We start from the raw sequence: 24,270 nt of genomic DNA on the forward strand, positions 1-24,270 counted from the left end.
CTAACAACCGGCGCGCCAGGGGTGCGCCGATGCATGATGCTCGCACCCGACTCAAATCATCTGCTTCACGAGCGGGTAGCGATGGATTGCCGGCGCGTGACGTTGCCGTTTCGGCGCTGTTTTCCGTGCTTATTGAAAAGCGCCCGTTCGACGATGTCTTTGCAAAGGCCACGGCGACACGGGCGCTCGCGGCGCGCGATCGCGCTTTTGCGCGGCTGATCGCGACGACAGTTCTGCGCAACCGCGGTTCGCTGCAGGCGGTGCTCAAAACGTACCTTGAGAAGCCCTTGCCCGAGCATCTCGGCCGGCTTGAACAGATCCTTCTCGCGGCTGCTGCGCAATTGCTGCTCCTTCAAACGCCTCCGCATGCCGCCATTTCACTCGCGGTCGATCAGTGCCGGGCCGATCGCAATGGGCGGCGCTTCGGCAATCTCGTCAACGCGGTGCTCCGGCGGTTGAGCGAAAGCGGCAGCGGGCGTCTCGCTTCCCTCGACAATATTATGCTGACGTTTCCGGATTGGCTGCTTGACAGGTGGAGTCGGACTTATGGAGTTGCCGAGGCGCGGCAGATCGCGCGCGCTTCGCTCTCCGAGCCGCCGCTCGACATCACTGTCAAATCCGACGCGGAGGAGTGGGCGTCGCGTCTCAACGGCATCACCTTGCCGACGGGGTCTGTGCGCTGCTCACATGTCGGACGCATCGAAGATCTCGAGGGTTATGCAGATGGCGCGTGGTGGGTACAGGACGCTGCCGCTGCCTTGCCGGTTAAGCTCCTCGGAGACGTGACCGGGTTGTCCGTGCTCGATCTTTGCGCTGCGCCCGGCGGGAAAACGGCGCAGCTTGCGGCGGGTGGCGCGCGCATTCTCGCCGTCGACAAATCGGCGGGACGGTTGGCGCGTCTTCAGGAAAATCTTCGACGCCTCGGGCTCTCCGCGGACGTTTCGGTAGCAGACGCGCAAAGCTTTACCAGCGAGACGATGTTCGATGTCGTTCTTCTCGATGCGCCGTGTACCGCGACAGGGACGATCCGCCGTCATCCCGATATCCTTTACTTGAAGCGCTCGGAGGATATTGCCGCACTCGCCGCATTGCAGGCGAAGCTGCTGCGGCAGGCGGCTCGGCTCGTTAGGCCTGGCGGCACGCTGCTCTACTGCACGTGCTCGCTTGAACCTGAAGAAGGCGAGCATCAGATCGCAGCCTTTCTTACCGAGCGCAGTGATTTCCGGCGCCAGCCGATTCAACTCGATGAGACGGTTATTCCACTGCTGTGGCGGACGGCCGATGGCGATCTCAGGACGCTTCCCTCTTATTTTTCGGAGCTTCCCGAAGGGATTCGTGGACTTGACGGTTTTTACGCGGCGACGCTTGTGAAATCCGATTGTTAACCGATACCTGATCGTCACGCCTTGTTTTCGCGCCGGTGCAAGGTTAGGTCGAAAGTGACCGTGCACCAGTCAGGGAAACGCATGTCGAGCCTCAACGTCACTGAGCGTTTGAAAATTCGCTCGCTGTCCGTCGAGCGCCTGCGTCGCCGGGCTCTGACGCGCACGCTTTCTTCCCCAATTTTTCGCTGGCGTTACGCCGGGGCTGGTGCCGACCAAATTCTTATTGTGCCGCAAGAGCTGCGCGCTGCCGATCCGAGTTTCTGGAGCGAGGTCGCGCATGGCCACTTCGGCCTTGCGTCACAAATCGCGGATCTCAAGGGTGCTTCGCCGTTTCGTGTCGAGCCCCCGAGCCTTGCCTGGGCGCGCGAGCTTCATGGTTTCGGCTGGCTTCGCCACCTCGCGGCAACGGAAGAAGAGGAAGCCGCCGCTGCGGCGCGTGATCTGGTTCTCGATTGGATCGCGCTGCGGCGTACCCCGAGCGGCATCGCATACGAACCGGAAATCGTCGGCCGCCGGCTCATTTCCTGGATCGCACAGGCGGGCATGCTGCTCGAAAGTCTCGATGCGCGGTCGTACTCGGCAGTCATGTCGAGCATCGGTCAGCAGATCGTCACGTTGAAGGCGACGTGGCGCAATGCGCCGGACGGGATTCCACGACTGGTCTGTCTGATCGCGCTCGTCCTATCCGATCTCGCCGTCTCGGGTCACGACCGGCAGCTCAAGGACGCACAGGATGCGCTCATCGAGGAATTGAGCCGGCAAATCCTTGATGATGGCGGGCACGTGAGCCGCAGCGCCAGCGTCTTGGCCGACCTGATCCTCGATTTGCTTCCGCTCGGCCAATGCTTCCATTCGCGGGGTCGCCAGCCGCCCGAAGAGATCAGCGCCTCGGTCAAGAAATCGCTGGGCTTCCTGCGATTCATGCGTCTCGGCGACGGTATGCTGGCGCGTTTCAACGGCGTCAGCACCGGTTCGCCGGCAACGGTTGCGACCGTTCTTGGGTACTCTAGCGGCGATCTCGAAATGCCCTCTGCCGCTCGCGCCTCCGGTTACGTCCGTCTGGAGCGCGGCGATACGACGATCGTCGCTGACATCGGCGTGCCGCCGCCGCTCGAAATGGCGACCGAGGCCCAGGCGGGCGCGCTCTCTTTCGAAATGTCGTCGCGGCAATATCTCGTTCTGGCGAATGGTGGATTTCCGGGGCCAGCCGATCAAAGCTGGGTTTCTGCCGCGCGTGCTACCGCAAGCCATAACACGCTCGTTCTCGCTGAAGCATCGTCGTCGCGGCTCGTGCGGCATCCGCAGTTGGAGGCGATGATCGGAGGGCTGCCGATCAGAGGTCCTGATAACATCTTCTCGGAATATGGCGACGAGAATGGCCAGGCTGTCCTCAATGCCAATCACGACGGCTATCTGAAGCGCTTCGGGCTGATCCATTCCCGTCGCCTTTCTCTATCTGCTGTCGGCGACACGCTCGAAGGCGTTGATGCGCTGAGGCCGCCCAAGGGCCAGCTTCGGCTTAAGACTGATTTACCCTATGCGATCCATTTCCATCTGCATCCGGATTGCCGTTGCACGCTCGGCGACCGGACCGTCTGCCGTGTGAAGCTGCCGGACGGGCGTTTCTGGATTTTCAGTGCCAAGGATGTGTCGCTGTCGATCGAGGAAAGCATTTTTTACGTCGATAGCGCTGGGCCGAGACCGTCGCTCCAGATCGTGCTTCGCGGCACGACATTCGGCGAAACGGACGTTCACTGGTCGATGCGGGCCGAGTCCTCGGATATACTCAGTTAAGCGTCCGCTCTGTTAACGCGGCACAATCGCGCGTTTCTCCGCGGGTAGGATGGTCTTGCCGGTAAGAGCATGATAACCGCCTTTCGCAACCATGCGGGGTGACTATGGCCGATCCGAAAATACGACGTGCGCTGCTCTCGGTTTCCGACAAGTCCGGGCTTCTTCCCTTTGCCAGTGCATTGGCCGAGCGCGGCGTGGAGATCATTTCAACCGGCGGTACGGCGGCGGCTCTCAAGTCTGCCGGACTTAAGGTGATCGATGTTTCGGAATTGACCGGCTTTCCCGAAATGATGGATGGCCGGGTGAAGACGCTGCATCCGCGCGTCCACGGCGGTCTTCTCGGCATTCGCGGCAACCCGGACCATGAAAAATCTGCGAGCGATCATGGCATCGTGCCGATCGATCTTCTTGTCGTGAATCTCTATCCGTTCGAGGCGACGGTCGCGAAGGGCGCCTGCTACGAAGATTGCGTTGAAAATATCGACGTGGGCGGTCCTGCGATGATTCGCGCCGCTGCGAAAAATCATGAAAGTGTCGCGGTCATCGTCGAGACCGAAGACTATGCGCGGCTGCTTTCAGAGCTTTCCGAACACGGCGGCGCGACGACGTTGGCATTTCGCAAGGAGCTCGCGGCCAAAGCATTTGCGCGTTCGGCGGCCTACGATGCGGCGATCGGCAATTGGTTTGCGGGCGTCCTCGAAACTCCCGCGCCGGAGTGGCGCGCATTCGGCGGCAAGCTCACGCAATCTCTCCGCTATGGAGAGAACGCGCATCAGTCGGCGGCGCTTTATGTTTCAGATCGCCGCCGTGCCGGTGTCGCGACGTCACGGCAACTGCAGGGCAAGGAACTCTCTTACAACAACATCAACGATACGGATGCGGCTTTCGAGCTGGTGTCGGAGTTCGATGCGAAGTCTCCGGCGGTCGCGATCATAAAGCATTCCAATCCGTGCGGCGTGGCGATCGGCGGTTCGCTCAAGGATGCTTATTTGAAGGCGCTTGCGTCGGATTCCGTTAGCGCGTTTGGCGGCATCGTGGCGCTCAACCAGCCGATCGACAAAAATGCGGCCGAAGAGATCACGAAAATCTTCACCGAGGTCGTCATCGCGCCTGATGCGGCTGAGGATGCGAAAGCTGTTTTTGCGGCTAAGAAAAATCTGCGGCTGTTGCTGACGGGCGGGCTTGCCGATTCCCGCGCGGCGGGCTTGCTGGTCAAATCGGTTGCGGGTGGGTTCCTCGTGCAAACGCGCGATGACAAGAATTCCGATGATCTTGATCTGAAGGTCGTTACGAAGCGCGCGCCTTCGCCCGCTGAGCTCGCTGATTTGAAATTCGCGTTCAAGGTCGCAAAACACGTCAAGTCGAACGCCATTGTTTACGCGAAAGGCGGCGCAACGGTCGGCGTCGGGGCTGGTCAAATGAGCCGAGTCGACTCGGCGCGCATTGCAGCCTGGAAGGCGGCGGAAGCTGCGAAGGCGCAAGGCTTAGACGCGCCGCTGACGGTCGGTTCGGTCGTCGCCTCCGATGCCTTCTTCCCCTTCGCCGATGGCTTGATCACGGCGGCGGAGGCGGGCGTGACGGCGGTCATCCAGCCCGGTGGGTCGATGCGCGACGACGAGGTGATCAAGGCTGCCGATGAGCGTGGTCTGGCGATGGTCTTCACCGGAGTCCGCCACTTCCGGCATTGACGCTGGCTCACTCGGCTATACCAAGCAAGTGCCGCAAAATCATTGAGCGTTGCTTGGCCGCCCACCCCTGACCCCTCCCCGCGAAGGGGGGAGGGGAATTTGTGGTTGCTGCGCTATTTCGCGTGCTCCTTAGTCCTGACGAACAGCATCAGGACGACGCCGATCAGCAGGAACGCGAGAACGGCCGACATGCCGATGCGCTGGCTGCCGGTTTCCTGCGTGAGAAATGCGACGGCGAAGGGTGCGAGGAAGGCTGTCACCTTTCCGGAGAAGGCGAAGAGGCCGAAGTATTGCGTCATCTTCTCGGCTGGTGCGAGGCGGGCGAGAAGCGAGCGGCTGGCGGCCTGTACGGGTGCCGCGACGAGGCCGACAAGAATGGCGAATGCGAGGAAGACTTGCTCGCCCGTCGAGGAGAACGGCTTCGAGCCCACCATTTTTTCGGCGACCTCGATCGTAAACAGTACGTGCGTTTTGTCGACTGAGAGAATTCCTATTGCTCCTGCGACGAGGGCCAGTAGCGCGCAAATGATCACGGTTTTTGGGCCGAGCCGGTCATCGAAACGGCCACCGATCAGCGCGCCGAACGCACCGACCAGCGTCAAGATGATTCCGAAGATGCCAAGCTCCAGCGGTCCCCAACCGAAGACTGACGCGCCGTAGATACCGCCGAACGCAAAGATCGCCGTCAGGCCATCGGTAAAGATCATGCGTGCGATGAGGAAGATCATCAGGCTCGGCATCGACGGCAGCGACTTGACGGTGTGCCAAAGTTCGGCCGCAGCTGAGCGCTGCGGTTGTGCTGAACCGTTCGCCGCTCTCCGGTCCGGAACGAACAGGAAGAACGGAATGATGAAGATCGCGAACCAGACGGCTGCGAACGGTCCGGTGATGCGGTCGCTTTGATGCGAGGCGCTATCGAGGGTCAACAGCGGATCGAGGCCGAGGAGCGTTTTCGTCTCGCCCGGCATCGGCACCAGGAAGCCCGCGACGAGAGCCAAGCTCACCAGGCCGCCGAAATAGCCGACGGCCCAGCCCGTCCCAGACAGGCGTCCGAGTTCGCCCTTCGGCACGAGGCCGGTCATGATCGCGTTAGAAAAGACGGCCATCAGCTCGGCCGCTAACGTCGCCGCGACGAAGCCTGCGAGCACCAACAGGATAGTCATCAAGGGCGCGCCGGGCGTTCCGAGCCAGAGCGCACTCAAGCCTGCGAGAAAGACGAGCGAGAGTGCGGCCATCCATGGTTTGCGTGCGCCACGACCGTCTGCCGCGGCACCGAGGAAGGGGCTCAAAACGGCGATCAGAAGACCGGCGACCGAGGCGGCGTAGCCCCAGAGCGCCTGTCCGCAGGCTGCCTTCTCGCTGCCTTCCGCGATCAGCGTGCCGCAGACCGGATTCTGAACGATGGCGTTGGCAAAATAGGGGGCGAAAAGGAATGTCTGCACGAGGGTGTAGTGTGGCTGCGTCGCCCAGTCGAACAGCATCCATGAAACGAGCGCGCGTGCCGGTGCGCGTCTTATCGGGAGACCTGCCGCCAGTGCTCCGCTCGCGGCGGCGCCGCCGAGATCGACTGTCGCCATGCTTTTCCCCTTTATCGGTGCTGCAGCGCGCGTGCCCGCGAGCGCCTCAGCACATTTCGGTCGTTAGTTTCGTAGAACGATCAGGTGGTCTGGAAGCTCGTTCGGGTCGATTGATCCAGGCGGGAAGTGCTCGGAAAGATGTGCGCCGATCCGTTCTATCGCGCGAACAAAGCCATCCAGTGCCCTGCCGGCGCCGATCTCGCTCGTGAATTCATCGACAATCGATTGCCATGTTCCTTTTGGAACGCGCGTATCGATGCCGCTGTCGGCGATGATCTCGACGCGTTGTTCGGCGACGGAGACAAAGATCAGGACGCCCGTGCGGCCGGTCGTCGTGTGCAGGTTTTGGGCGAGGAACTGCTCGGCGGCGCGACGCCTGGTATTGGCATTCAGGATCGAACGCGGGACGAGCGCCATTCGTACCTTCGGATGCCAGGTGAGAAAGAACAGCGCCAGAAAAACGATCAGTTGAATGAGAAAGATAATCTGCACCTTCATCCAGGTGAAGTAGATCAGCGGCCAGGGGACGATCAGCGCCAAGAGTGCCGCCCACATAAGCGGGATATGCTGATAGCGGCTGCTCTGATCCGCGACCACGGCAACGATCTCGCCCGACGTTTTCCGCTCGGCCTTTGTGATCGCCTCAGAGATCAGCTCAGCGTCCTTGCTGCTGATGAAGCTCATAGCTCGCAACCGTTCTGTTTGTTTCGTCATTAGCGCTACCAGCTTCCCGAAGCACCGCCGCCGCCAAAACTGCCGCCGCCACCGGACCAGCCCCCACCTCCTCCGCCACCGGACCAGCCGCCGCCCCAGCTGCCGGAGCCGCCTGGGATGATGATGATACCGCCGCGTCGTCGTGGTCCACCCGGCACGCCCGTCTGCATGGATCTGGCGTTGTTGTAGGAGACCCACAGAATGAATGCGACGAACAGCAGGAAGACGAGCAACTGAAACATCTCTGCCGAATCGCCCTGGGGCGGCTGACCGCCTTGCGCCCGGCGCCTGACCTCTTCGGGATCGCCCAGAACGACCGTCTTGATGTCGCGTACGGCATCCTTGATGCCGCCTGCATAGTCGCCGCGCCGGAACTTCGGCAGGATCGCATTCTGGATGATGAGCGCCGACATCGTGTCGGTCATGTACGGTTCGAGACGGCGGCCGACCTCAATGCGCACCTTGCGGTCGTTCGGCGCGACGATGAGCAGGATGCCGTTATCCTTGCCCTTCTGGCCGATGCCCCATTTGCGCGCGAGGCCGATGCCGTAGTCCTCGATCGCGTAGCCATCGAGCGATTTGACCGTGACGACGGCGATCTGGTCGGTCGAAGTCTGCTCGAGTTCGGCGAGGGCGCGTTCGATGTCCACCTTCTCCTCCGGCGAGAGAAGTCCGGCCTGATCGGTGATGCGGCCGGCAAGCTCAGGATAGTTCGGAGCTGCGTAAACCGGGGCGATGAAAAATGCACACGCCGCCAGCAGGCTGAGCAGCGCGAGACGCACGCCCGCCCAGGGCTCGCGACGTGGCATCAAGGACCGAGCGGCGATTGCTGCGCCAGTCATCGGGCGGATTCCGTCAAGTTTGAAACCGTCGCCGTTACGGTTTGCTGAAATCGACCTTCGGCACCTTCTGTTCCTCGGCGGTAATATCGAACGTCGCCATTTCCTTGGCCGAGGGATAAAGAGCGGTTTTCCAGAGGCGTCCGGGGAACGTGGTGATCTCCGTATTGTAGGCGCGGACGGCATCGATGTAGTCGCGGCGCGCGATGGCGATGCGGTTCTCGGTGCCCGCGAGTTCGCTCTGGAGCGCCAGGAAGTTCTGCCCCGACTTGATGTCGGGGTAGCGTTCGACGACGGCCATCAGCCGGCCGAGCGCACCGCCGAGCGTCGATTGCGCATCCTGAAATTTCTTCATGGCTTCGGGATTAGTCAGGATGTCGGGCGGGATCTGAACGTTCGTCGCTTGCTTGCGTGCTTCGGTGACTTCAGTGAGCACCGACTTCTCCTGGTCGGCGAAGCCCTTCACAGACTCGACGAGATTCGGGATAAGATCGCTACGCCGCTTGTATTGGTTGAGCACCTCACTCCAGGCCGCTTTTGCCTGCTGCTCATATGTTGGAATCGTATTGATGCCGCAGCCCGCCATTGCAAGCGCAGCTCCGAGGATCGCGAGAAACGCGAGCGGCCGTACGACGAACATTCTGGTGATGGCAGTCATGGCGCGGATCGTCCCTGTTCTGGCGCCTCATAGGCGCACACGCAGTGAGCTTCGCAAGGCCGTTACGGCCCGCTCCTTTCCTATGAGCTTCCATTACCGCGTTCAAGTGACGGAACGGAGAAGCAACCGTCTCTACAACGATTAATGCGCTTGGCAATTGTTTTACCACGCGTGCGTCCGGCGGGCTTGGTCGTCTTTTCGCATCCGCCTGTCGTCGGCGCAACGCGCGAACAGCTCTGATCCGCCCGGCGGATATGCTTGGGTTCGTTCGCCCCGGCGCGGCCGATCGCTGATGAAGCGGCGCAGCCATTTACGACAAAGGCCGCATTCCAGTGCGGCCTTTTCAATTCCAGCTGGGTTCGCGCTAGGTCGGCAGATTTTTATTCGCAGGCTGATGAATTGGGAATAGCTGCTTCCAACGCGATAGCGATACATCGACGTGTATCGGGAAGGCCATAGCAAATAAGGGAACGCTGAATACCATGGCCACCATAATCATACATGCGAGTGTCGCCTGCATGACTTGAATGATGTGCTTCAATCGAATGCACCCTTCTTTGACATTGCGAGTGCATTATGGCGATTGAGTATGGCGCCAGGTTGGCGCCTCTGCGGCGCAGAAAAGGAAGTGCGGCGAGCGGAACGTCGCCGCACTCGGAATAGCTTACCACCAGCGGCAAAAGCGACGGCCGTGCCTCCACCAGCAGTGACGGTGGTGGCGATGGTGCCAGCGGCGCCAATACACATCTTGTGTCGGCGATGCTTGCTTGGAGATCAGGTTCAGTGTGTGAACGTTCCCGTTGACGGTTGCGCTGGCGTATCCTCCACCAAGCACCATCGCGGCAGCAACAATTGCTACCCCCAATGTCGTCCTCATTTCTGTCGTCTCCTTGGTTTTTGGCGCCGCCTTGACGCCGGGAGCGACTATAGTGAGTGGCTTTCCTCCATCTCTATACGGATTCGTAAAGTGGGATGTTTTCGGATGCGGGATGCAATTGGGCTACGCTCATGCAGGTATGAACGAAATAAATTGTGTTCCGCGATCGAGGCTCACCAACGAAGCCATTCGAGAGATTTCGGCCCGCGGCAGAAATCTTGGTGGTGCAAATAATAGCAGCGGCGGCCATCGAAATAATCGTCGCTGTAGAATGGATCGCCCGCGTATGTCGAAAAGCCGAAACGATATCCGTAGAGAGGTCCGGGGCGCGAATAGCCTTTATGCAGGTAGGCGTTGTGCTTATGGTGGGTTTTGACATGCGCCTTGTGTGAATGGCGCGAATGCTGGTGGTAGGTCGTGTTCGCGTCGGCGCCGGGTGCAAGCATCGCCAGTGCGGCCGCCGCCATGGCAAGTGCGCTTATGCTCTTCTTCATGTGCTGCCTCTCGGTGTGATCCCGCGCATACCTTCGCGGCTCTGCAAGGATAGATGTCACCGGGCTCTTGCGCGCAAGAATGGCTCCGGACGGTTAAATCCGGAGCCAGGTTCAAGGGAGCTTGGGTTTATAGTTGCAGTCTAGTAGCGGCAGAAACGGCGTCCGTGTCGCCAATAGCAGTCCGCATAGTCATAGTCGTAGTCATAATAGTCGTCGTAGTATGGATCGCCGAAATAAATAGCCGGGCCCCAGCCATACCAGCCGCCGCCTCGCCAATGGCCGCCGTGGCCACCGTGCCATCCCCCATGGTGGCCGCCTCCGAAATTGCGAGCCATGCGGGAACCGCCAAAGCTTCCGCCTCTTGCTGCGAAGCCGCCGCCGGCATGACCGCCACCGCTGAAACCGCCACCGCCGTGACCGCCGGCTGAGAACCCGCCTCCGCCACCTACATGCGCGGCGTCAGCCGCCGGAACGAAGGCCGCCAAAGACAACGCTGCGCCGAGCGCAGCCAGTGCGCTTATATGCTTTCTCATGTGGACCTCTGTGCTTTTTGAGCCGCGTTCGATGTTCCGCTGGTCTCGAAGCCGCCGGCTCTCCATGCATGAGCAACGCGCCTTCCGGACGAAGGTTGCCCGGACTGTGAGTGTCTCGGTTGGGCCCGTGAGATTCGAGCGCCCCGGGGCGAGAATCGCCCGCAAATACGGGCGTCGGCTCGGAAATATGGGCTGCGGTCACGCTGACGCACGGCGCCTGCTAGGCGGCTTTTCAGCGATCAAGCGATTGGCGACAGGGTGGGGTGGCCCTGGAACGTCTGGAGCGGGCGAAGGGATTCGAACCCTCGACCCCGACCTTGGCAAGGTCGTGCTCTACCCCTGAGCTACACCCGCAATTCCGTGACGTTCGGCACCTTGCGGCGCCGAGAGACACGCCTTATGGCGCATGTGCTAACCCATTGCAAGGGGCCGATCGCGGCTGGCCATGACGCCGCAGGATCGTTGATGTGGGAAGGCTGTAACGGCTTTGCAGCGAAAGAAGAATGTCGATATGCCTCTCAACCGCGACGACCTGCTGATCCGTCTCGGGGAGCTTGATATCAAGACGACGACTGTCGAGCATTCCGCCGTATTCACGGTTGCCGAAAGCCAATCGGTCGAGATCCCGCTGCCAGGAGCGCACACGAAGAATCTCTTTCTGAAGGACGAGCGGGGCACGCTTGTTCTCGTCATCGCAAAAAGTACGACGGCCGTCGATCTCAAGGCGCTCGCAAAGCGTCTTGGCATGGGGCGTTTTTCGTTTGGAAAACCCAGCCTGCTGATGAGCACGCTTGGGGTAACGCCGGGATCGGTGACGGCGTTTGCCGTTGCAAACGATATTGAGGGGCGTGTCAACGTGGTCATAGACGAGGCGCTGATGGTGCATGACAGCGTGAACTGTCATCCATTGGAGAACACGGCGACGACCAACATTGCGTGCGAGGATCTTTTGCGGTTCATTCGATCCACTGGCCATGAGCCCAGCGTCATGGCGCTGACCGCCGGAGACATCGCGGCGAGGAGTTGAAACCCATGGAATTCGGTACGAAAAAATCTGGCCCGGGGACTGCCGGTGCCGGGGACGTCATCAAGGACACGACTTCGGCGTCGTTCAAGTCCGACGTGATCGATGCATCCAAGTCCACGCCGGTCATCGTCGATTTCTGGGCGTCCTGGTGCGGTCCGTGCAAGCAATTGACGCCGCTGATCGAGAAGGTCGTGCGCAGCTACAGCGGCAAGGTGCGGCTGGCGAAAGTCAACGTCGATGAAAATCAGGCGATTGCCGCGCAGCTCCGGGTACAGTCGCTGCCGACGGTGCTGGCGTTTCGCGACGGTCAGCCGATTGACGGGTTCGTCGGCGCGCAGCCTGAGGGCGCAGTCAAGGCTTTCGTCGACCGTCTGATCGCAGACGACGCCGATCTCGGCCTTGGCGAACTGTTGAAGTCGGCCGAAGATTTGTTGGAGCAGGGGGATCTGCAGGGCGCCGCGGAGGTTTTCGCGACGGTTCTGCAGGAGGATCGGAGCAATGCCGAGGCGCTGGCTGGTCTTGCGTCCTGCTATCTGCGCAGCGGCGATACCACCCGGGCCAAACAGACGCTCGCGCTCGTTCCGCCTGACAAACGCGATGTTGCCGCCGTTAGGAGCGTCGAAGCTGCCGTTCTGCTTGCTGAAAAGGGCTCGACGGCGGGCGATCTTTCGGTTTTGAGACGGCGCCTTGAGGAAAATTCCAAGGATCATCAAACACGTTTCGACCTTGCCGTCGGACTCGCGGCGAACGGCGAGAGAGGCGAAGCCCTTGATCTTCTGCTTGATCTCGTCAGGATGGACAGCCAATGGAACGACGAAGCCGCGCGCAAGCAGCTTTTGCAGTTTTTTGACGCTTGGGGTCCGAAGGAACCGCTCGTGAACGAAGGACGCCGCAGGTTGTCGTCGATCTTGTTTCGTTGAGAGAGCGCGTGTGTCCGCGGAGATGAGTTAATTTGACGCTTACCGAACGTTACACGCGGCCGGCCGATTTGCCAGCGAGGATTCCGGTCTTTCCGCTTCGCGGCGCCATACTGCTGCCACGCGCCACCTTGCCGCTCAATATCTTCGAACCTCGTTATCTGGAAATGATCGATGACGCGATGTCGGGCGCGCGCATCATCGGCATTCTGCAACCTATTCTCGCGGATGACGATGATCAGGAAAGCCCCCTCGATAAGGCCGCGAAATTGCGCTCCGTCGGTTGCGCGGGCCGGGTAACCTCATACCAGGAACTCGATGATGGGCGGGTGATCATCACGTTGACCGGCATCACGCGTTTCGAATCCATCGGCGAAGCCGAAACGGACAAGCCGTATCGCATTATGAGCGTCAGCTACGACCGGTTTGCGAGCGATTTGACGGAAGGGCTTGGAGAAGAGTTTGTCGATCGGAAGAATTTGCTGCGTGTGCTGAAGACTTATCTCGAGGTCAACCGACTCAAGACCGACTGGACAACGATCCAGCGTGCATCGAACGAATTTCTTATTAACGCGCTATCGGTCATGTGTCCTTACGGACCGGAAGAGAAACAAGCTCTGCTCGAAGCGAAAGATCTTAGATCACGCGCCGAAGTCCTGGTGGCGCTCGCGGAAATCGATCTGGCATCGAACGGCAGCAGCGGTTCGACGCTGCAATAGCGTGCGGCCAATTTGCGGGAGGTTCTTGCAAGTGGTCACGGACATAGAAAACGAAGACGAGCAAACGAGTGCAGTCGATCCGAAGCTGCTTGAACTGCTTGTCTGTCCGCTGACCAAGACGCGGTTAATCTACGATGCATCGGCGCGCGAGTTGATCAGCATGGCGGCTGGTCTGGCTTTTCCGATCCGCAACGGCGTTCCATTGATGATAGAGGATGCCGCACGTCCTTTGACGGACGATGATTTCAAAGCACGTTAGGCTTTTGGATTTGTAGTCTCCGTGCTGATTGCTGCTACGAGTTTAAAGAAATTGGTCATAAAGTTCGATCATTTTTGCTGCTTAACCAAATCTCTTTAGAGTCCATAAAACATGAAGGTCGACTGTCTCCGCATTTCAGGGGCAGGCAGCTTTGTTGCAGAAATTATTTCGTGCGCGATTTGCCGATTGGCGCACTGTGCTGTGTCACGCAATTGCGTTCTGTTGGCGCTTGTCGAACTCCCGGCGCGTGGCGTTGGTGTTAGCGTCGTCGGGCTTCGTGCTGGCGGTCTTCGGCGTCATTCTCGAATGGCTGACACTACATTCCGGTATGCCTGGTATTGCCGTAGGCATCGTTCTCCTTTCGCTTGGTTCATTGTTCAGCTTGGCCCAGACAGGTCGCACGGCGCACACGATCGTCTACCCCAAGAACGATATCTATAGTCATGAAGCAGCGGGCCTCGAAGACGTCAAAGATGCCCATTGGGAGTTTGCGGATCGCGCGTTGCACTACCGCGAGCTTCTCGATGTTCAGCGGGATTTCGTTATCCGGCGTTCGGCCGATGGCCGCCTTGTTTTCGCGAACCGTGCATTTTGCGATGCGTTCGGCGTTCGCAGCGAAGCCTTGCTTGGGTCGACATTCGAGCCGCCCGTTCTTATAGAGGATGAATGGCCGGAGCCTTCAGCTTACGATCGCAGGGTCGTCCAACTGTTGCGAACGCAAAAGGGAAAACGCTGGATCGCCTGGGATGTCCAGGAGATCAAAGACGAAGAAGGCAGGATCGAATTTCAGAGCGTCGGACGCGACATCACTGTCGAGCGGGGAGTAGAGCGCGAGCTGAAGGAAGCGCGCAATCAAGCCGAAACGGCGAGCCGCGCCAAGTCCCGATTCCTTGCGTCCATGAGCCATGAAATCCGGACGCCGATGAACGGCATCCTTGGAATGATCAGCCTCATGCGCGATACACAACTCGATGCCGAGCAACGGACATGTGCGCGCATCGTTGAAGATTCCACCCGAGCGTTACTCAATCTTATCGACGATATTCTTGATTTTTCAAAAATCGAGGCGGGTAAACTCGATCTTGCGAGCCGGGCATTCTCGCTTAAAGCCTGTGTCGCGCAGGCGATGCAGCTATTGGCGCCGAGTGCTGCCGCAAAGCGTCTATCGTTTACCTCGACCGTCACGAACGATGTGCCGGAGTGGGTGCAAGGCGATGAAATGCGTGTCCGTCAGATTGTGCTCAATCTGCTGTCGAATGCCATCAAGTTTACCGAAAAGGGCGGCATCGGTGTCTGTCTGTCGCTCGTGGACGAGAACCGCAATTCGGATGGCCGATGCGCAGTTGCAATCAAAGTGACGGATACCGGCGTCGGATTTCCGGCAGAGTTCATGGCGCACCTGTTCGACGAGTTCGAGCAGAGCGCTGCGACAATGGTCCGTCATCCGGGAGGAACCGGGCTCGGGCTCGCGATCTCCAAGCGGCTTGCGCATGCGATGGGCGGCGATATTTTTGCCGAATCCAATCCGGAGCAAGGCGCGTCGTTCACGGTGGTCCTCCGTTTCCATGTTGCGGAGAGACCTGAATCTTATAGCCCGATCGTGCCGGCGCCGAGACTGCCTCTCGCTTGCAACGACAGCTTGGCAATGGACATATCGGCCGCCTGCAGTGTTGGAGGCAGCTTCAACGTTCTCATTGCCGAAGACAATCCGATCAATGCGCTGCTCGCTCGAAAGATCGTTGCGCGCGCCGGCGGTACTTCGACCATCGTTGGGGATGGCCGCCTTGCGATTGCGGCGGCGTGGGAGATGCTTCAGCGTCGCCAACCTGCCTTCGATCTCATTCTGATGGATGTTTTGATGCCGGGGGTCGATGGCCTGACGGCGGCGAGGTCGATCAAGGAGCTTTTTGACGAGCGCAAGCATTCCGGGCTTGTTTGCCCGCCTATCGTCGCGTTGACGGCCAATGCTTTTGCGGAAGATCGCGAGCGATGCTACGCGGCCGGGATGGACGATTACCTCGCAAAGCCCTTTGAAGCCCGTCAGCTTCACGAGGTGCTGTTGCGCTGGATGCCGCAACGGGTGGAGAATGCGTCCCCTGCGGCCTAGTTTGGGCGTTATAAATCTCAAAACTGTCACGGAATCATGCTAGCTCCCACACTGGGAGTCAGGTGAGGAAGGTTCGGCGATGTGGCAGCCGATTGCGGCCCGCGAGAAGCGGCGCGCTGGATTGCCGGTCAAAATTCTGGCGGGGCTCGGAACACTCGAGGCGCTTAAAGGTTCGTCGCGAGGTCTCAACGTCTTTTCGCGCAACATCGAACCCAAAATTTACGGCCGCGTTGGAAATCTCGAAGTTCGCTTGGCGCGGACCTGGTCGGAAATCAAGCTCGCTCAGCGGCTGCGCTATCAGGTCTTTTACGAAGAAATGTCGGCTACTCCGACGCGGCTCGCGCAATTCCGCCGCCGTGACGAAGATGCCTACGATGCCATTTGCGATCATCTGCTGGTCATCGATCTCGATCAGACGAAGCCGGCGCGTGGCGGCCGCCCGGAGCGCCCCAAGGTCGTCGGCACGTACAGAATTCTTCGCCAGGATGTCGCTGAGCGGGGACCTGGATTTTACTCCGCGAGCGAATACGACATTTCCGTTCTGCTCAACACTAGGTCGCGGACTCACCGCTTCATGGAGCTTGGCCGGTCTTGCGTGCTCGCGCCTTACCGCAGCAAACGTTCCGTCGAGCTTCTTTGGCACGGCCTCTGGACGTATGTGCGAGAGAATCGCATCGACGTGATGATTGGATGTGCGAGCTTTGAGGGTACCGACCTCAAAGAGCACGAGGTGGCGCTCAGTTATCTGCACCACCGCGCACTAGCGCCAAAGGAGTGGCGTTGCCGGGCGCGAGAAGATCTCTATGTTTCGATGGATCGCTTGCCTTTAGGTGCCATCGATACGAAGGCTGCGTTGAGAGCCATGCCACCGCTGATCAAAGCCTATCTGCGCCTCGGCGCCTACGTCGGAGACGGGGCGGTGATCGACCGGCAATTCGGCACGACGGACGTGCTGATCATCATGCCGGTCGAAAATATCGATCCGCGGTATTTCGAGCATTACGGCACGCCGGCCGAGACCAAGAGTCGAATTGCTGCCGACGCTTGAACGGGGACGCGCGAAATTCGTGGCTCGGGCGCGCAAAATGGCAACACTCATCCATTCATGTGGATTAGCGGGCTGCTTGGCGCCGATAGGGCCTTTGTTTGTGCTGGGAATTACGCAACGGCACCCGGGATAAGCCGGGGCTTGGCTGGTTGCCGTTCGTCCCGCCGCAACCTATGCATAGCGCGGGCTTCGACCGGGCTATGGGATTTCGTCCGGGAGGCCGCTGGGGCTAACCGGAACGATTTTCTGAATGTCGAAACACGACGTGCAACGCCGGAACCGGCACGTTGAATCTGATGCGCCGTCAACGGAAAAAAGCGCGAACTCAGGTGCCGGGCGCGCGGTTGCGGACGCCACGCCATCGATGGCGCAATACCTCGAGATCAAAGCCGCGAACCCGAATAGCCTGCTCTGGTACCGCATGGGCGATTTCTACGAGCTGTTTTTCGAGGACGCCGTCGTCGCATCGGAAGCGCTGTCCATCGTTCTGACGAAGCGCGGTAAGCATCAGGGCCAGGAAATTCCGATGTGCGGCGTGCCCGTCCATCGCGCCGATGAATACCTGCAGAGGCTCATCAAGCAGGGGTACCGGGTCGCGGTATGCGAGCAGCTTGAAGATCCTGCGGAAGCGCGCAAACGCGGCGCCAAGGCCGTCGTCAAGCGGGACGTCGTTCGGCTCGTGACGCCCGGCACCGTGACGGAAGAGGCCCTTCTCGACGCCAAGGCGCGCAACTATCTGACGGCAGTGTACTGCGAAACGCCACATGAGATCGGAACGACCGATGCCGACGCGCGTCTGGCTCTTGCTTCGCTCGACATTTCGACAGGCGAGTTCGAGGTCGGCGACGTTGCAGGCTCCGATCTCACAGGGGAACTGATCCGGCTGGCAGCCCGCGAGATTATCGTCGCGGATGGCTTGCTGGGCGATCAAAACTTCGTTCGGGCAGTCGAATATGCGGGCGGCAAAGTGACGCCGATCCCGGCTGCCTATTTCAATTCTGCGGCTGGCAGCCGCGATCTGAAGACGTGTCTCGGAGTCGCAGATCTTTCGGGATTCGGTGCGTTTTCGACGTCCGAGCTAGCGGCTATCGGCGCGGTTCTGAAATACGTCGACCTCACGCAGATGGGGCGGAAGCCGCTCGTCAATCCGCCGCGTAAAACTGCTGGGGCGCGGCTTTTCATTGATGCGGCAAGCCGGGCCAGCCTCGAGCTCATCAGAGCCGCGTCGGGCGAGAAATCCTCGACACTGCTCGCTGCGATGGATCGTACGGTGACGGGTGCCGGCGCACGCGAACTGCAGGCACGGCTGTCGAGCCCGTTGACCGATCCGGCTGCTATCGAGGCGCGGCTCGATGCTGTCGCCTATCTCGTCGACAATCGTCGCCTTTTAGACGAACTCCGATCGACGCTTCGCTCAGCGCCGGATTTAGCACGTGCACTTCCCCGCCTCGGATTTGGGCGCGGTGGTCCGCGAGATCTTGCTGCCGTGCGAGACGCGATCGGTGTTGCGCGTCGTGCAACGTCGCTCATCGAGATGTCGGCGCAGCCTTTGGGTTTGCCCGCCGAACTCAAGTCCGTTTGCGAGCGGCTGACGCAGGTTCCGGGGGATCTCGCAGAAGCTTTGGGTTCGGCGCTCGTCGACGATCCGCCGCTGCTTCGCCGCGATGGCGGATTCGTGCGGCCCGGATTCAACGGCGATCTCGATGCGGCTCGCACTTTGCGCGACGATAGCCGCAAAGTAATGGCCAAGCACGAAGCGCGCTATATCGAGGAAACGGGAATTAAGACGCTTCGCGTCCGCCATAACAATATCCTCGGTTTTTTCATCGAGGTGACGCAGCTCAACGCGAAGCCGCTGCTGTCGCCACCGCTGAGCGATAGGTTCCGGCATCGGCAGACGATGGCGAACGCGGTGCGCTTCGCGACGGCTGAGCTTCTCGATACCGAAGGGATGATCGCTTCGGCAAGCGAGCGTGCGCTCAATCTCGAACAGGAGATCTTTACCGATCTTGCCGAGCGCATCGGCGCTGCGGCTGCAGCTTTGGGCGCAGCTGCGGCTGCGCTTGCCGAACTCGATGTCTTTGCTGCGCTGGCGCATCTTGCACTTGAGCAAGGTTATACTCGGCCGGTGATTGACGCGAGCATGGCATTCGAAATCAGGGGCGGGCGCCATCCCGTCGTGCAGCAGGCGCTTGCGAGAAGCGGTGCGCCTGCGTTCATCGAGAACGATTGCATCCTCGGCAAGGACGGTAGCGAAGCACCGGCAGGCTTCGAGAACGCGCCTGACGCGCGCATATGGCTCGTCACGGGGCCGAATATGGCCGGCAAATCGACATTTCTTCGGCAAAATGCGCTGATCACTGTGATGGCGCAGATGGGATCTTACGTCCCGGCGAGGTCTGCCCGTATCGGCGTCGTGGACCGGCTTTTTTCACGCGTCGGTGCTTCCGACGATCTGGCGCGCGGCCGCTCGACGTTCATGGTCGAGATGGTCGAAACGGCGGCGATTCTGAATCAGGCGAGCGAGCGCTCGCTCGTCATTCTCGATGAGATCGGGCGTGGGACTGCGACGTTCGATGGATTGTCGATTGCGTGGGCAACAGTCGAATATCTACATGGCGTCACGAAAGCGCGCGCACTGTTTGCAACTCATTATCACGAGCTGACGGCGCTCGCGCGCAGGCTTAACGGTATCGCCAACGTGACGATGGACGTTACCGAGTGGCATGACACGATTGTCTTTCTACATAAGGTTAAAGCCGGTGCCGCGGATCGATCTTACGGCATTCAGGTCGCCAAGCTTGCAGGGCTACCACACGCCGTCGTTGCCCGGGCGCGGGAAGTCCTCGATCGCCTCGAGAAGGCAGACCGGCGTCCACGCACCGGCGACGATGGGCTCGGAGACCTGCCGCTTTTCTCGGCGATGCGTCCAAAAAGCGGACTTAACGAGCGTGCACCTTCCGCCGTTGAAAAGATGCTGCGCGCCATGCATCCTGACGATCTGTCGCCGAAATCGGCGCTTGAGAAAATCTATGAATTGAAGGCGCTGGCTGAAACCGAAAAGAAGACGCAGTCTTGACCCAAGACACGCTGACCAGGCTCGTTCCTCCGCCCTATTTCGACGGCGTGGCGGCGCGTCATGAGCTGACGAAGCATTTCAACACCAGCACCTCAACGGTCGATGCACGGCCGAAGGTTCTCGAAAGCCTCAAACGTCTGGTGAAGCTCGGGCGGGAATCGGCGCGGACTGCGCTTGAAGTCGACGGCAACGGGCGGCGCTGTGCTGCCGGTCTCAGCCTGTTTCAGGATGAGTTGATCCGGTTGATCTACGACTACACCGTGGTCCACGTCTATCGGGCAACGAACCCATCGGACGCGGAACGCATGGCCATCGTTGCGACCGGCGGTTATGGACGCGGATTGCTCGCGCCGGGATCGGACATCGATCTCCTGTTTCTGCTGCCGTACAAGCAGACGCCATGGGGTGAGAGTGTTGCCGAATATATGCTTTATCTGCTCTGGGACCTCGGCTTCAAAGTCGGGCATGCTACCCGCACGGTCGATCAGTGCCTAAAGCTCGGCTACGCCGATATCACCATCCGCACCGCGCTTCTCGATTCCCGGTTGATCCTCGGTGACAGCCAGCTCTTTGCAGAATTCGAGGATAGATTTCGGGCCGAGGTCATCAACGGAACGGCGCGGCAATTCATCGACGCCAAGATGGCCGAACGCGACGAGCGCATGCGCCGTGCATGGGAGAGCCGCTACAAGGTCGAGCCGAATATCAAGGATGGCAAGGGCGGTCTGCGCGATCTCCATACGTTACAGTGGCTGTCCAAATATATTTTTGGACAGGAAGTCGGCTCGGCTGCCGTCGAAGCGGGCATCTTCATGCCGGAAGAAGTCCAGACATTCCGCCGCTGCGAAGATTTTCTCTGGCGCGTGCGGTGTTTTCTGCATTTTCTGACCGGACGCCCGGAGGAAATCCTTTCGTTCGAAGTGCAGTCGGCAATGGCGCAAAGTCTCGGCTATACCAACCGTGGCGGGATGCGCGCCGTCGAGCGTTTCATGAAGCACTATTTTCTGGTCGCCAAGGATGTCGGCGATTTGACGACGATCCTCTGCGGCGCGCTCGAAATGCAGCAACTGAAATCGGCGCCGACCTATAAAAGCCTTCTCAATCCCCTCAATTGGAAGACGCGGCGCGAGGTTCGCCAACGAACCGAATTCCGCGTGGACAACGATCGGCTGAATGTCGCGGATCCTGATGTGTTTACGCGCGATCCGGTCAATCTCATACGGTTCTTCGCGCAAGCGGCAAGCATGGGGATCTATCTGCATCCGAGCGCGATCCGCGTGCTTCGGAGTTCGCTCCGGCTCATCGACGACAACCTGCGCGCGGACCCGGAAGCGAACCACATCTTTCTGTCGCTCTTGACCGCAAAGGGCAATCCCGAGGCGTCGCTGCGGCACATGAACGAGGCCGGGGTGCTCGGCCGGTTTCTTCCGGAGTTCGGCCGCATCGTCGCGATGATGCAGTTCAATATGTATCACCACTACACGGTCGACGAGCATCTGCTCCGGACCCTCGGCAATGTCACGGCGATCGAGCGGGGGGAACTCGCTGCCGAATTGCCGCTTTCGACGTCGATTTTTCGGTCCATCAAGAATCGGCGAGCCTTGCTTGTCGCGGCGTTTCTGCACGACATCGGCAAGGGCCGAAAGGAGGCGCACTCGGTAGTCGGTGCACGTATCGCGCGGAAAGTCTGTCCGCGACTTGGTTTGACGGCGGCTGAAACGGAACTTGTCGCGTGGCTGATCGAAGAACATCTGACGATGAGCAATTTCGCGCATTCGCGCGACGTCTCCGATCCAGATACGATCCGGGCGTTTGCCAACATCGTGCAAAGCCCTGAGCGATTGAAGCTGCTCCTCGTGCTGACCTGCGCCGACATCATGGCGGTCGGACCCGGTGTATGGAATGGCTGGAAGGGGCAGTTGCTGCGAACGCTCTATCATGAGACCGAGCCGTTGGTTGCGGGTGGACACACGCAAATCCCGCGTGACCAGCGAATCGATCACGCGCTTGCCGCGTTGCGCGAGGCGCTCGCCGACTGGCCCAAAAGCGATGTCGACGATTTCATCGCGCGCAACTATTCGAACTATTGGCTCCGTACCGATACGGCGACGCAAGTCGCGCACGCGCATGTCGTTCGCGAGGCAATCAAGTCACAGACCAAGCTTGCGACGTCGGTCAAAACAGATGCATTCACGGCCATTACGGAGTTGACTGTTTTCGCGCCCAATCACGCGCGGTTGCTCGCGCTCTTTGCGGGTGCCTGCGCAGCGTCCGGCGCCAATATCGCCGGGGCTCACATCACGACGACGCGCGACGGATATGCGCTCGACACTTTTTTGCTCAATCGAGAGTTCGATGACGATGCGGACGAGCTTCGCCGGGCGAAGCGGATTTCCGATACGATCGAGCGATTGCTAGCGGGTAAAGAAAAACTGCCCGTGCTTCTCGAGCGCCGTAGAGCGAACGCGCGCGGGGTCGAGGCCTTCGCGGTCGAGCCTGAAGTCATTATCAATAACGACCTTTCCGGCCGGTTGACCGTTATCGAAGTTTCTGGGCGCGATCGTCCGGGACTGCTCTACGAATTGACGTCGGTGCTTTCGGACCTATCGCTCGATATTGCCTCGGCGCATGTCACGACGTTCGGGGAAAAGGCTGTCGACGTTTTCTACGTGACCGACCTCGTCGGCAAACAGATTTTGAGCGAAGTCAGGCAGCGGGCTATACGGGACAGGCTTCAGTCGGTCATGCTTGACAAAGACGCCCCTGTCGCGCCGGAACGGCTCGCCGAGAGCTGAGATCAGAGCGCGTCCGCTGCACAGGAACAGGGCCGTTGGATGGCACTTGAATAAACGAGTTGCGGACTGATCGAGCTTCGGCTCAGGGGGAAAGGACTAACGCTTGCATGCGGGATCGAACCTCTATACGCCGCTTCCGCCATGAAGCTCTATAGATCGTTCGCAACTGTCGGGGGATGGACGCTACTCAGCCGCTTGTTCGGCTTTGTGCGTGACATTCTCATTGCCGCCACGCTCGGGTCGGGTTGGGTGGCCGATGCGTTCGTCGTTGCCTTCCGTTTTCCGAACCTCTTCCGGCGCCTGTTCGGCGAAGGCGCCTTCAACTCGGCGTTCGTTCCAATCTTTGCAAAGAAGCTCGAAGGCGAAGGCCCTCAGGCGGCGCGCACGTTCGCCGAAGAGGCAATGGCCGGACTACTATTCATTCTGCTGATCGTGACGATCTTCGCCGAATTGACCATGCCGTTTCTGATGTACGGCTTGGCGCCGGGCTTCGACGCGACTCCGGACAAGTTCGAACTCTCTGTCGTGCTGACACGCATTACGATGCCGTATCTCCTGTGTATGTCGCTCGTCGCGCTGATGTCGGGGGTCCTGAATTCGGTCGGCCGGTTCTTCGAGAGCGCCGCCGTTTCTGTCGTGCTCAATCTCGTGATGGCGGTTGCGACGCTGATTTCGCTTTGGCTCGGCTACAAGCGAGAGCCGGAAGCCGGCGTCATCCAGGCCTGGGCTGTATTCGTCGCGGGCTTTCTGCAGCTCGCGCTTTTGATATGGGGCATGCATAAAGCCGGCATGTTGCTCGGTCTGCGGTGGCCGCGCATGACGAACGACATGCGCAGGCTCGTGCAGCTTGGCATTCCCGGCGTCGTTTCCGGCGGCGTGACGCAGATCAACATCGCGATTGGAACGGTCATCGCATCGTTGGAGCCCGGTGCCGTCTCTCAACTTTACTATGCGGATCGTGTCTACGAATTGCCGCTGTCGATCGTCGGCATCGCCGTCGGCATCGTGTTGCTGCCGGACGTGGCACGGCAACTCAGGGCCGGCAATACGGCTGGCGTCATGGACAGCCAGAACCGATCCCTGGAATTCGCGATGCTTCTGACGATACCCGCGACGCTCGCGCTTGCCGTCATTCCGCACGATATCGTCCGCGTGCTTTTCGAGCGCGGCGCGTTCCACCCGGGAGATACGGCCGCGACGGCGTCCGTGCTGGCGATGTTCGCGCTCGGCTTGCCGGCATTCGTGATGATCAAAGTCTTTTCGCCGATCTACTTCGCGCGTGAGGACACCAAAACGCCGATGCGCTACGCGGTCATCAGCCTGACCGCCAATACCACCGGCTCGATCGCGTTGTTTTTTGTGCTGCGCGAACTCGGCATGATGCCTCAGCTCGGCATCGCCATCGCGACGACGCTCGGCGGTTGGCTCAATGCCTATCTGCTCTGGGCGCAGCTTCGGAAACACGATGATTTCATCGCCGACGCGCGGCTCCGGCGTAATATCCCGTTGATCATCGTTGCGAGCGTCGCGATGGTCGGGGGTCTTGTGGCTACGAGCTATCTGCTGACGCCTTATCTCGGGGTCGAGGCCAGGTTCGTTGAAAAGACGGCGGCGCTCGCCATCGAGATTGGAATCGGGGTTTCGATCTTTGGCCTATTTATCCTGGCTTTCGGCGTCATGTCATTCAGGCAGCTCGGTGCTTTCATGGGGCGCGGCAGCAAGGCCTGAGAGCAGGCTTGCCTCCAGGCGCTGAGCACGCG

The 24,270-nt window shown here is 60.0% G+C and carries 18 protein-coding genes and 1 tRNA gene; 12 read left to right on the forward strand and 7 right to left on the reverse strand.

The genetic code is table 11. From position 1 onward, the window contains the following. Positions 1-29 precede the first annotated feature (29 nt). The 3 genes from HYPDE_RS17845 to purH all read left to right on the forward strand — a co-directional run bounded on the left by HYPDE_RS17845 (position 30) and on the right by purH (position 4,867). The gene (locus HYPDE_RS17845; protein WP_244437730.1) at positions 30-1,385 is read left to right on the forward strand and encodes an RsmB/NOP family class I SAM-dependent RNA methyltransferase; all 1,356 of its coding nucleotides are present in this window, start codon (positions 30-32) and stop codon (positions 1,383-1,385) included. Between the two features lie 81 nt (positions 1,386-1,466). Next, positions 1,467-3,179 (forward strand): heparinase II/III family protein, encoded by a 1,713-nt coding sequence (locus HYPDE_RS17850; protein ID WP_041320641.1) that lies wholly within the window; start codon positions 1,467-1,469, stop codon positions 3,177-3,179. 104 nt (positions 3,180-3,283) lie between these two features. Further along, complete coding sequence (gene purH / locus HYPDE_RS17855) at positions 3,284-4,867, forward strand: bifunctional phosphoribosylaminoimidazolecarboxamide formyltransferase/IMP cyclohydrolase (protein WP_015599959.1); 1,584 nt, start codon at positions 3,284-3,286, stop codon at positions 4,865-4,867. Positions 4,868-4,980: 113 nt separating this feature from the next. Here the strand turns inward: purH and HYPDE_RS17860 are convergent, their stop codons facing one another. The 7 genes from HYPDE_RS17860 to HYPDE_RS17895 all read right to left on the reverse strand — a co-directional run bounded on the left by HYPDE_RS17860 (position 4,981) and on the right by HYPDE_RS17895 (position 10,913). Continuing rightward, positions 4,981-6,444, reverse strand: coding sequence for an MFS transporter (locus tag HYPDE_RS17860; protein ID WP_015599960.1), 1,464 nt, complete (start codon positions 6,442-6,444; stop codon positions 4,981-4,983). Between the two features lie 63 nt (positions 6,445-6,507). After that, a complete protein-coding gene (locus HYPDE_RS17865) occupies positions 6,508-7,158 on the reverse strand; it encodes a TPM domain-containing protein (RefSeq protein WP_244437732.1) in 651 nt (216 codons plus the stop codon). Between the two features lie 5 nt (positions 7,159-7,163). Continuing rightward, positions 7,164-8,000, reverse strand: a complete 837-nt coding sequence (locus HYPDE_RS17870) for a TPM domain-containing protein (protein ID WP_015599962.1) — start codon at positions 7,998-8,000, stop codon at positions 7,164-7,166. A gap of 34 nt (positions 8,001-8,034) precedes the next feature. Continuing rightward, positions 8,035-8,655: a LemA family protein gene (locus HYPDE_RS17875; RefSeq protein WP_015599963.1), complete on the reverse strand. Its 621-nt coding sequence runs from the start codon at positions 8,653-8,655 to the stop codon at positions 8,035-8,037. A 1,050-nt stretch (positions 8,656-9,705) separates the two neighbouring features. Beyond that, positions 9,706-10,026, reverse strand: coding sequence for a hypothetical protein (locus tag HYPDE_RS17885; protein ID WP_051112028.1), 321 nt, complete (start codon positions 10,024-10,026; stop codon positions 9,706-9,708). A 140-nt stretch (positions 10,027-10,166) separates the two neighbouring features. Further along, positions 10,167-10,559, reverse strand: coding sequence for a hypothetical protein (locus HYPDE_RS17890; RefSeq protein ID WP_041321491.1), 393 nt, complete (start codon positions 10,557-10,559; stop codon positions 10,167-10,169). A 279-nt stretch (positions 10,560-10,838) separates the two neighbouring features. Beyond that, positions 10,839-10,913 (reverse strand) — tRNA-Gly (locus HYPDE_RS17895). Positions 10,914-11,070: 157 nt separating this feature from the next. Between HYPDE_RS17895 and HYPDE_RS17900 the strand changes: the two genes are divergently transcribed. The 9 genes from HYPDE_RS17900 to murJ all read left to right on the forward strand — a co-directional run bounded on the left by HYPDE_RS17900 (position 11,071) and on the right by murJ (position 24,238). After that, entirely contained in the window at positions 11,071-11,586 is a 516-nt protein-coding gene (locus tag HYPDE_RS17900) for a prolyl-tRNA synthetase associated domain-containing protein (RefSeq protein ID WP_041321492.1), read from the forward strand. Between the two features lie 5 nt (positions 11,587-11,591). Next, positions 11,592-12,506, forward strand: a complete 915-nt coding sequence (gene trxA, locus HYPDE_RS17905; RefSeq protein ID WP_015599971.1) for a thioredoxin — start codon at positions 11,592-11,594, stop codon at positions 12,504-12,506. A 32-nt stretch (positions 12,507-12,538) separates the two neighbouring features. After that, on the forward strand, positions 12,539-13,222 hold the full coding sequence (locus HYPDE_RS17910; protein WP_015599972.1) for an LON peptidase substrate-binding domain-containing protein: 684 nt from the start codon (positions 12,539-12,541) through the stop codon (positions 13,220-13,222). 31 nt (positions 13,223-13,253) lie between these two features. Further along, positions 13,254-13,481: a Trm112 family protein gene (locus HYPDE_RS17915; protein WP_015599973.1), complete on the forward strand. Its 228-nt coding sequence runs from the start codon at positions 13,254-13,256 to the stop codon at positions 13,479-13,481. 247 nt (positions 13,482-13,728) lie between these two features. Next, positions 13,729-15,588 (forward strand): PAS domain-containing hybrid sensor histidine kinase/response regulator, encoded by a 1,860-nt coding sequence (locus HYPDE_RS17920; RefSeq protein ID WP_244437733.1) that lies wholly within the window; start codon positions 13,729-13,731, stop codon positions 15,586-15,588. A gap of 79 nt (positions 15,589-15,667) precedes the next feature. Further along, the gene (locus HYPDE_RS17925; RefSeq protein WP_015599975.1) at positions 15,668-16,636 is read left to right on the forward strand and encodes a GNAT family N-acetyltransferase; all 969 of its coding nucleotides are present in this window, start codon (positions 15,668-15,670) and stop codon (positions 16,634-16,636) included. A 250-nt stretch (positions 16,637-16,886) separates the two neighbouring features. After that, positions 16,887-19,715 carry a DNA mismatch repair protein MutS gene (gene mutS, locus HYPDE_RS17930; protein WP_015599976.1) on the forward strand — a complete coding sequence of 943 codons (2,829 nt, stop codon included), beginning with the start codon at positions 16,887-16,889 and terminating at the stop codon, positions 19,713-19,715. Next, positions 19,712-22,510 (forward strand): [protein-PII] uridylyltransferase, encoded by a 2,799-nt coding sequence (locus tag HYPDE_RS17935; protein WP_015599977.1) that lies wholly within the window; start codon positions 19,712-19,714, stop codon positions 22,508-22,510. The genes mutS and HYPDE_RS17935 overlap by 4 nt, the downstream gene beginning before the upstream one ends. 141 nt (positions 22,511-22,651) lie before the next feature. Further along, positions 22,652-24,238, forward strand: coding sequence for a murein biosynthesis integral membrane protein MurJ (gene murJ / locus HYPDE_RS17940; protein ID WP_015599978.1), 1,587 nt, complete (start codon positions 22,652-22,654; stop codon positions 24,236-24,238). Positions 24,239-24,270: the final 32 nt, after the last annotated feature.

The organism is Hyphomicrobium denitrificans 1NES1 (genome assembly GCF_000230975.2).
In the GTDB taxonomy this organism is placed as follows: Bacteria; Pseudomonadota; Alphaproteobacteria; order Rhizobiales; family Hyphomicrobiaceae; genus Hyphomicrobium_B; species Hyphomicrobium_B denitrificans_A.

Bases quoted from the DNA above. Each gene is read 5' to 3' on its own strand.
- trxA (WP_015599971.1), top strand. From the start codon at position 11,592: ATGGAATTCGGTACGAAAAAATCTGGCCCGGGGACTGCCGGTGCCGGG.
- HYPDE_RS17925 (WP_015599975.1), top strand. From the start codon at position 15,668: ATGTGGCAGCCGATTGCGGCCCGCGAGAAGCGGCGCGCTGGATTGCCG.
- HYPDE_RS17850 (WP_041320641.1), top strand. From the start codon at position 1,467: ATGTCGAGCCTCAACGTCACTGAGCGTTTGAAAATTCGCTCGCTGTCC.
- HYPDE_RS17900 (WP_041321492.1), top strand. From the start codon at position 11,071: ATGCCTCTCAACCGCGACGACCTGCTGATCCGTCTCGGGGAGCTTGAT.
- HYPDE_RS17865 (WP_244437732.1), bottom strand. From the start codon at position 7,158: ATGACGAAACAAACAGAACGGTTGCGAGCTATGAGCTTCATCAGCAGC.
- HYPDE_RS17870 (WP_015599962.1), bottom strand. From the start codon at position 8,000: ATGACTGGCGCAGCAATCGCCGCTCGGTCCTTGATGCCACGTCGCGAG.
- HYPDE_RS17885 (WP_051112028.1), bottom strand. From the start codon at position 10,026: ATGAAGAAGAGCATAAGCGCACTTGCCATGGCGGCGGCCGCACTGGCG.
- HYPDE_RS17890 (WP_041321491.1), bottom strand. From the start codon at position 10,559: ATGAGAAAGCATATAAGCGCACTGGCTGCGCTCGGCGCAGCGTTGTCT.
- murJ (WP_015599978.1), top strand. From the start codon at position 22,652: ATGAAGCTCTATAGATCGTTCGCAACTGTCGGGGGATGGACGCTACTC.
- mutS (WP_015599976.1), top strand. From the start codon at position 16,887: ATGTCGAAACACGACGTGCAACGCCGGAACCGGCACGTTGAATCTGAT.
- HYPDE_RS17875 (WP_015599963.1), bottom strand. From the start codon at position 8,655: ATGACTGCCATCACCAGAATGTTCGTCGTACGGCCGCTCGCGTTTCTC.
- HYPDE_RS17860 (WP_015599960.1), bottom strand. From the start codon at position 6,444: ATGGCGACAGTCGATCTCGGCGGCGCCGCCGCGAGCGGAGCACTGGCG.
- purH (WP_015599959.1), top strand. From the start codon at position 3,284: ATGGCCGATCCGAAAATACGACGTGCGCTGCTCTCGGTTTCCGACAAG.
- HYPDE_RS17845 (WP_244437730.1), top strand. From the start codon at position 30: ATGCATGATGCTCGCACCCGACTCAAATCATCTGCTTCACGAGCGGGT.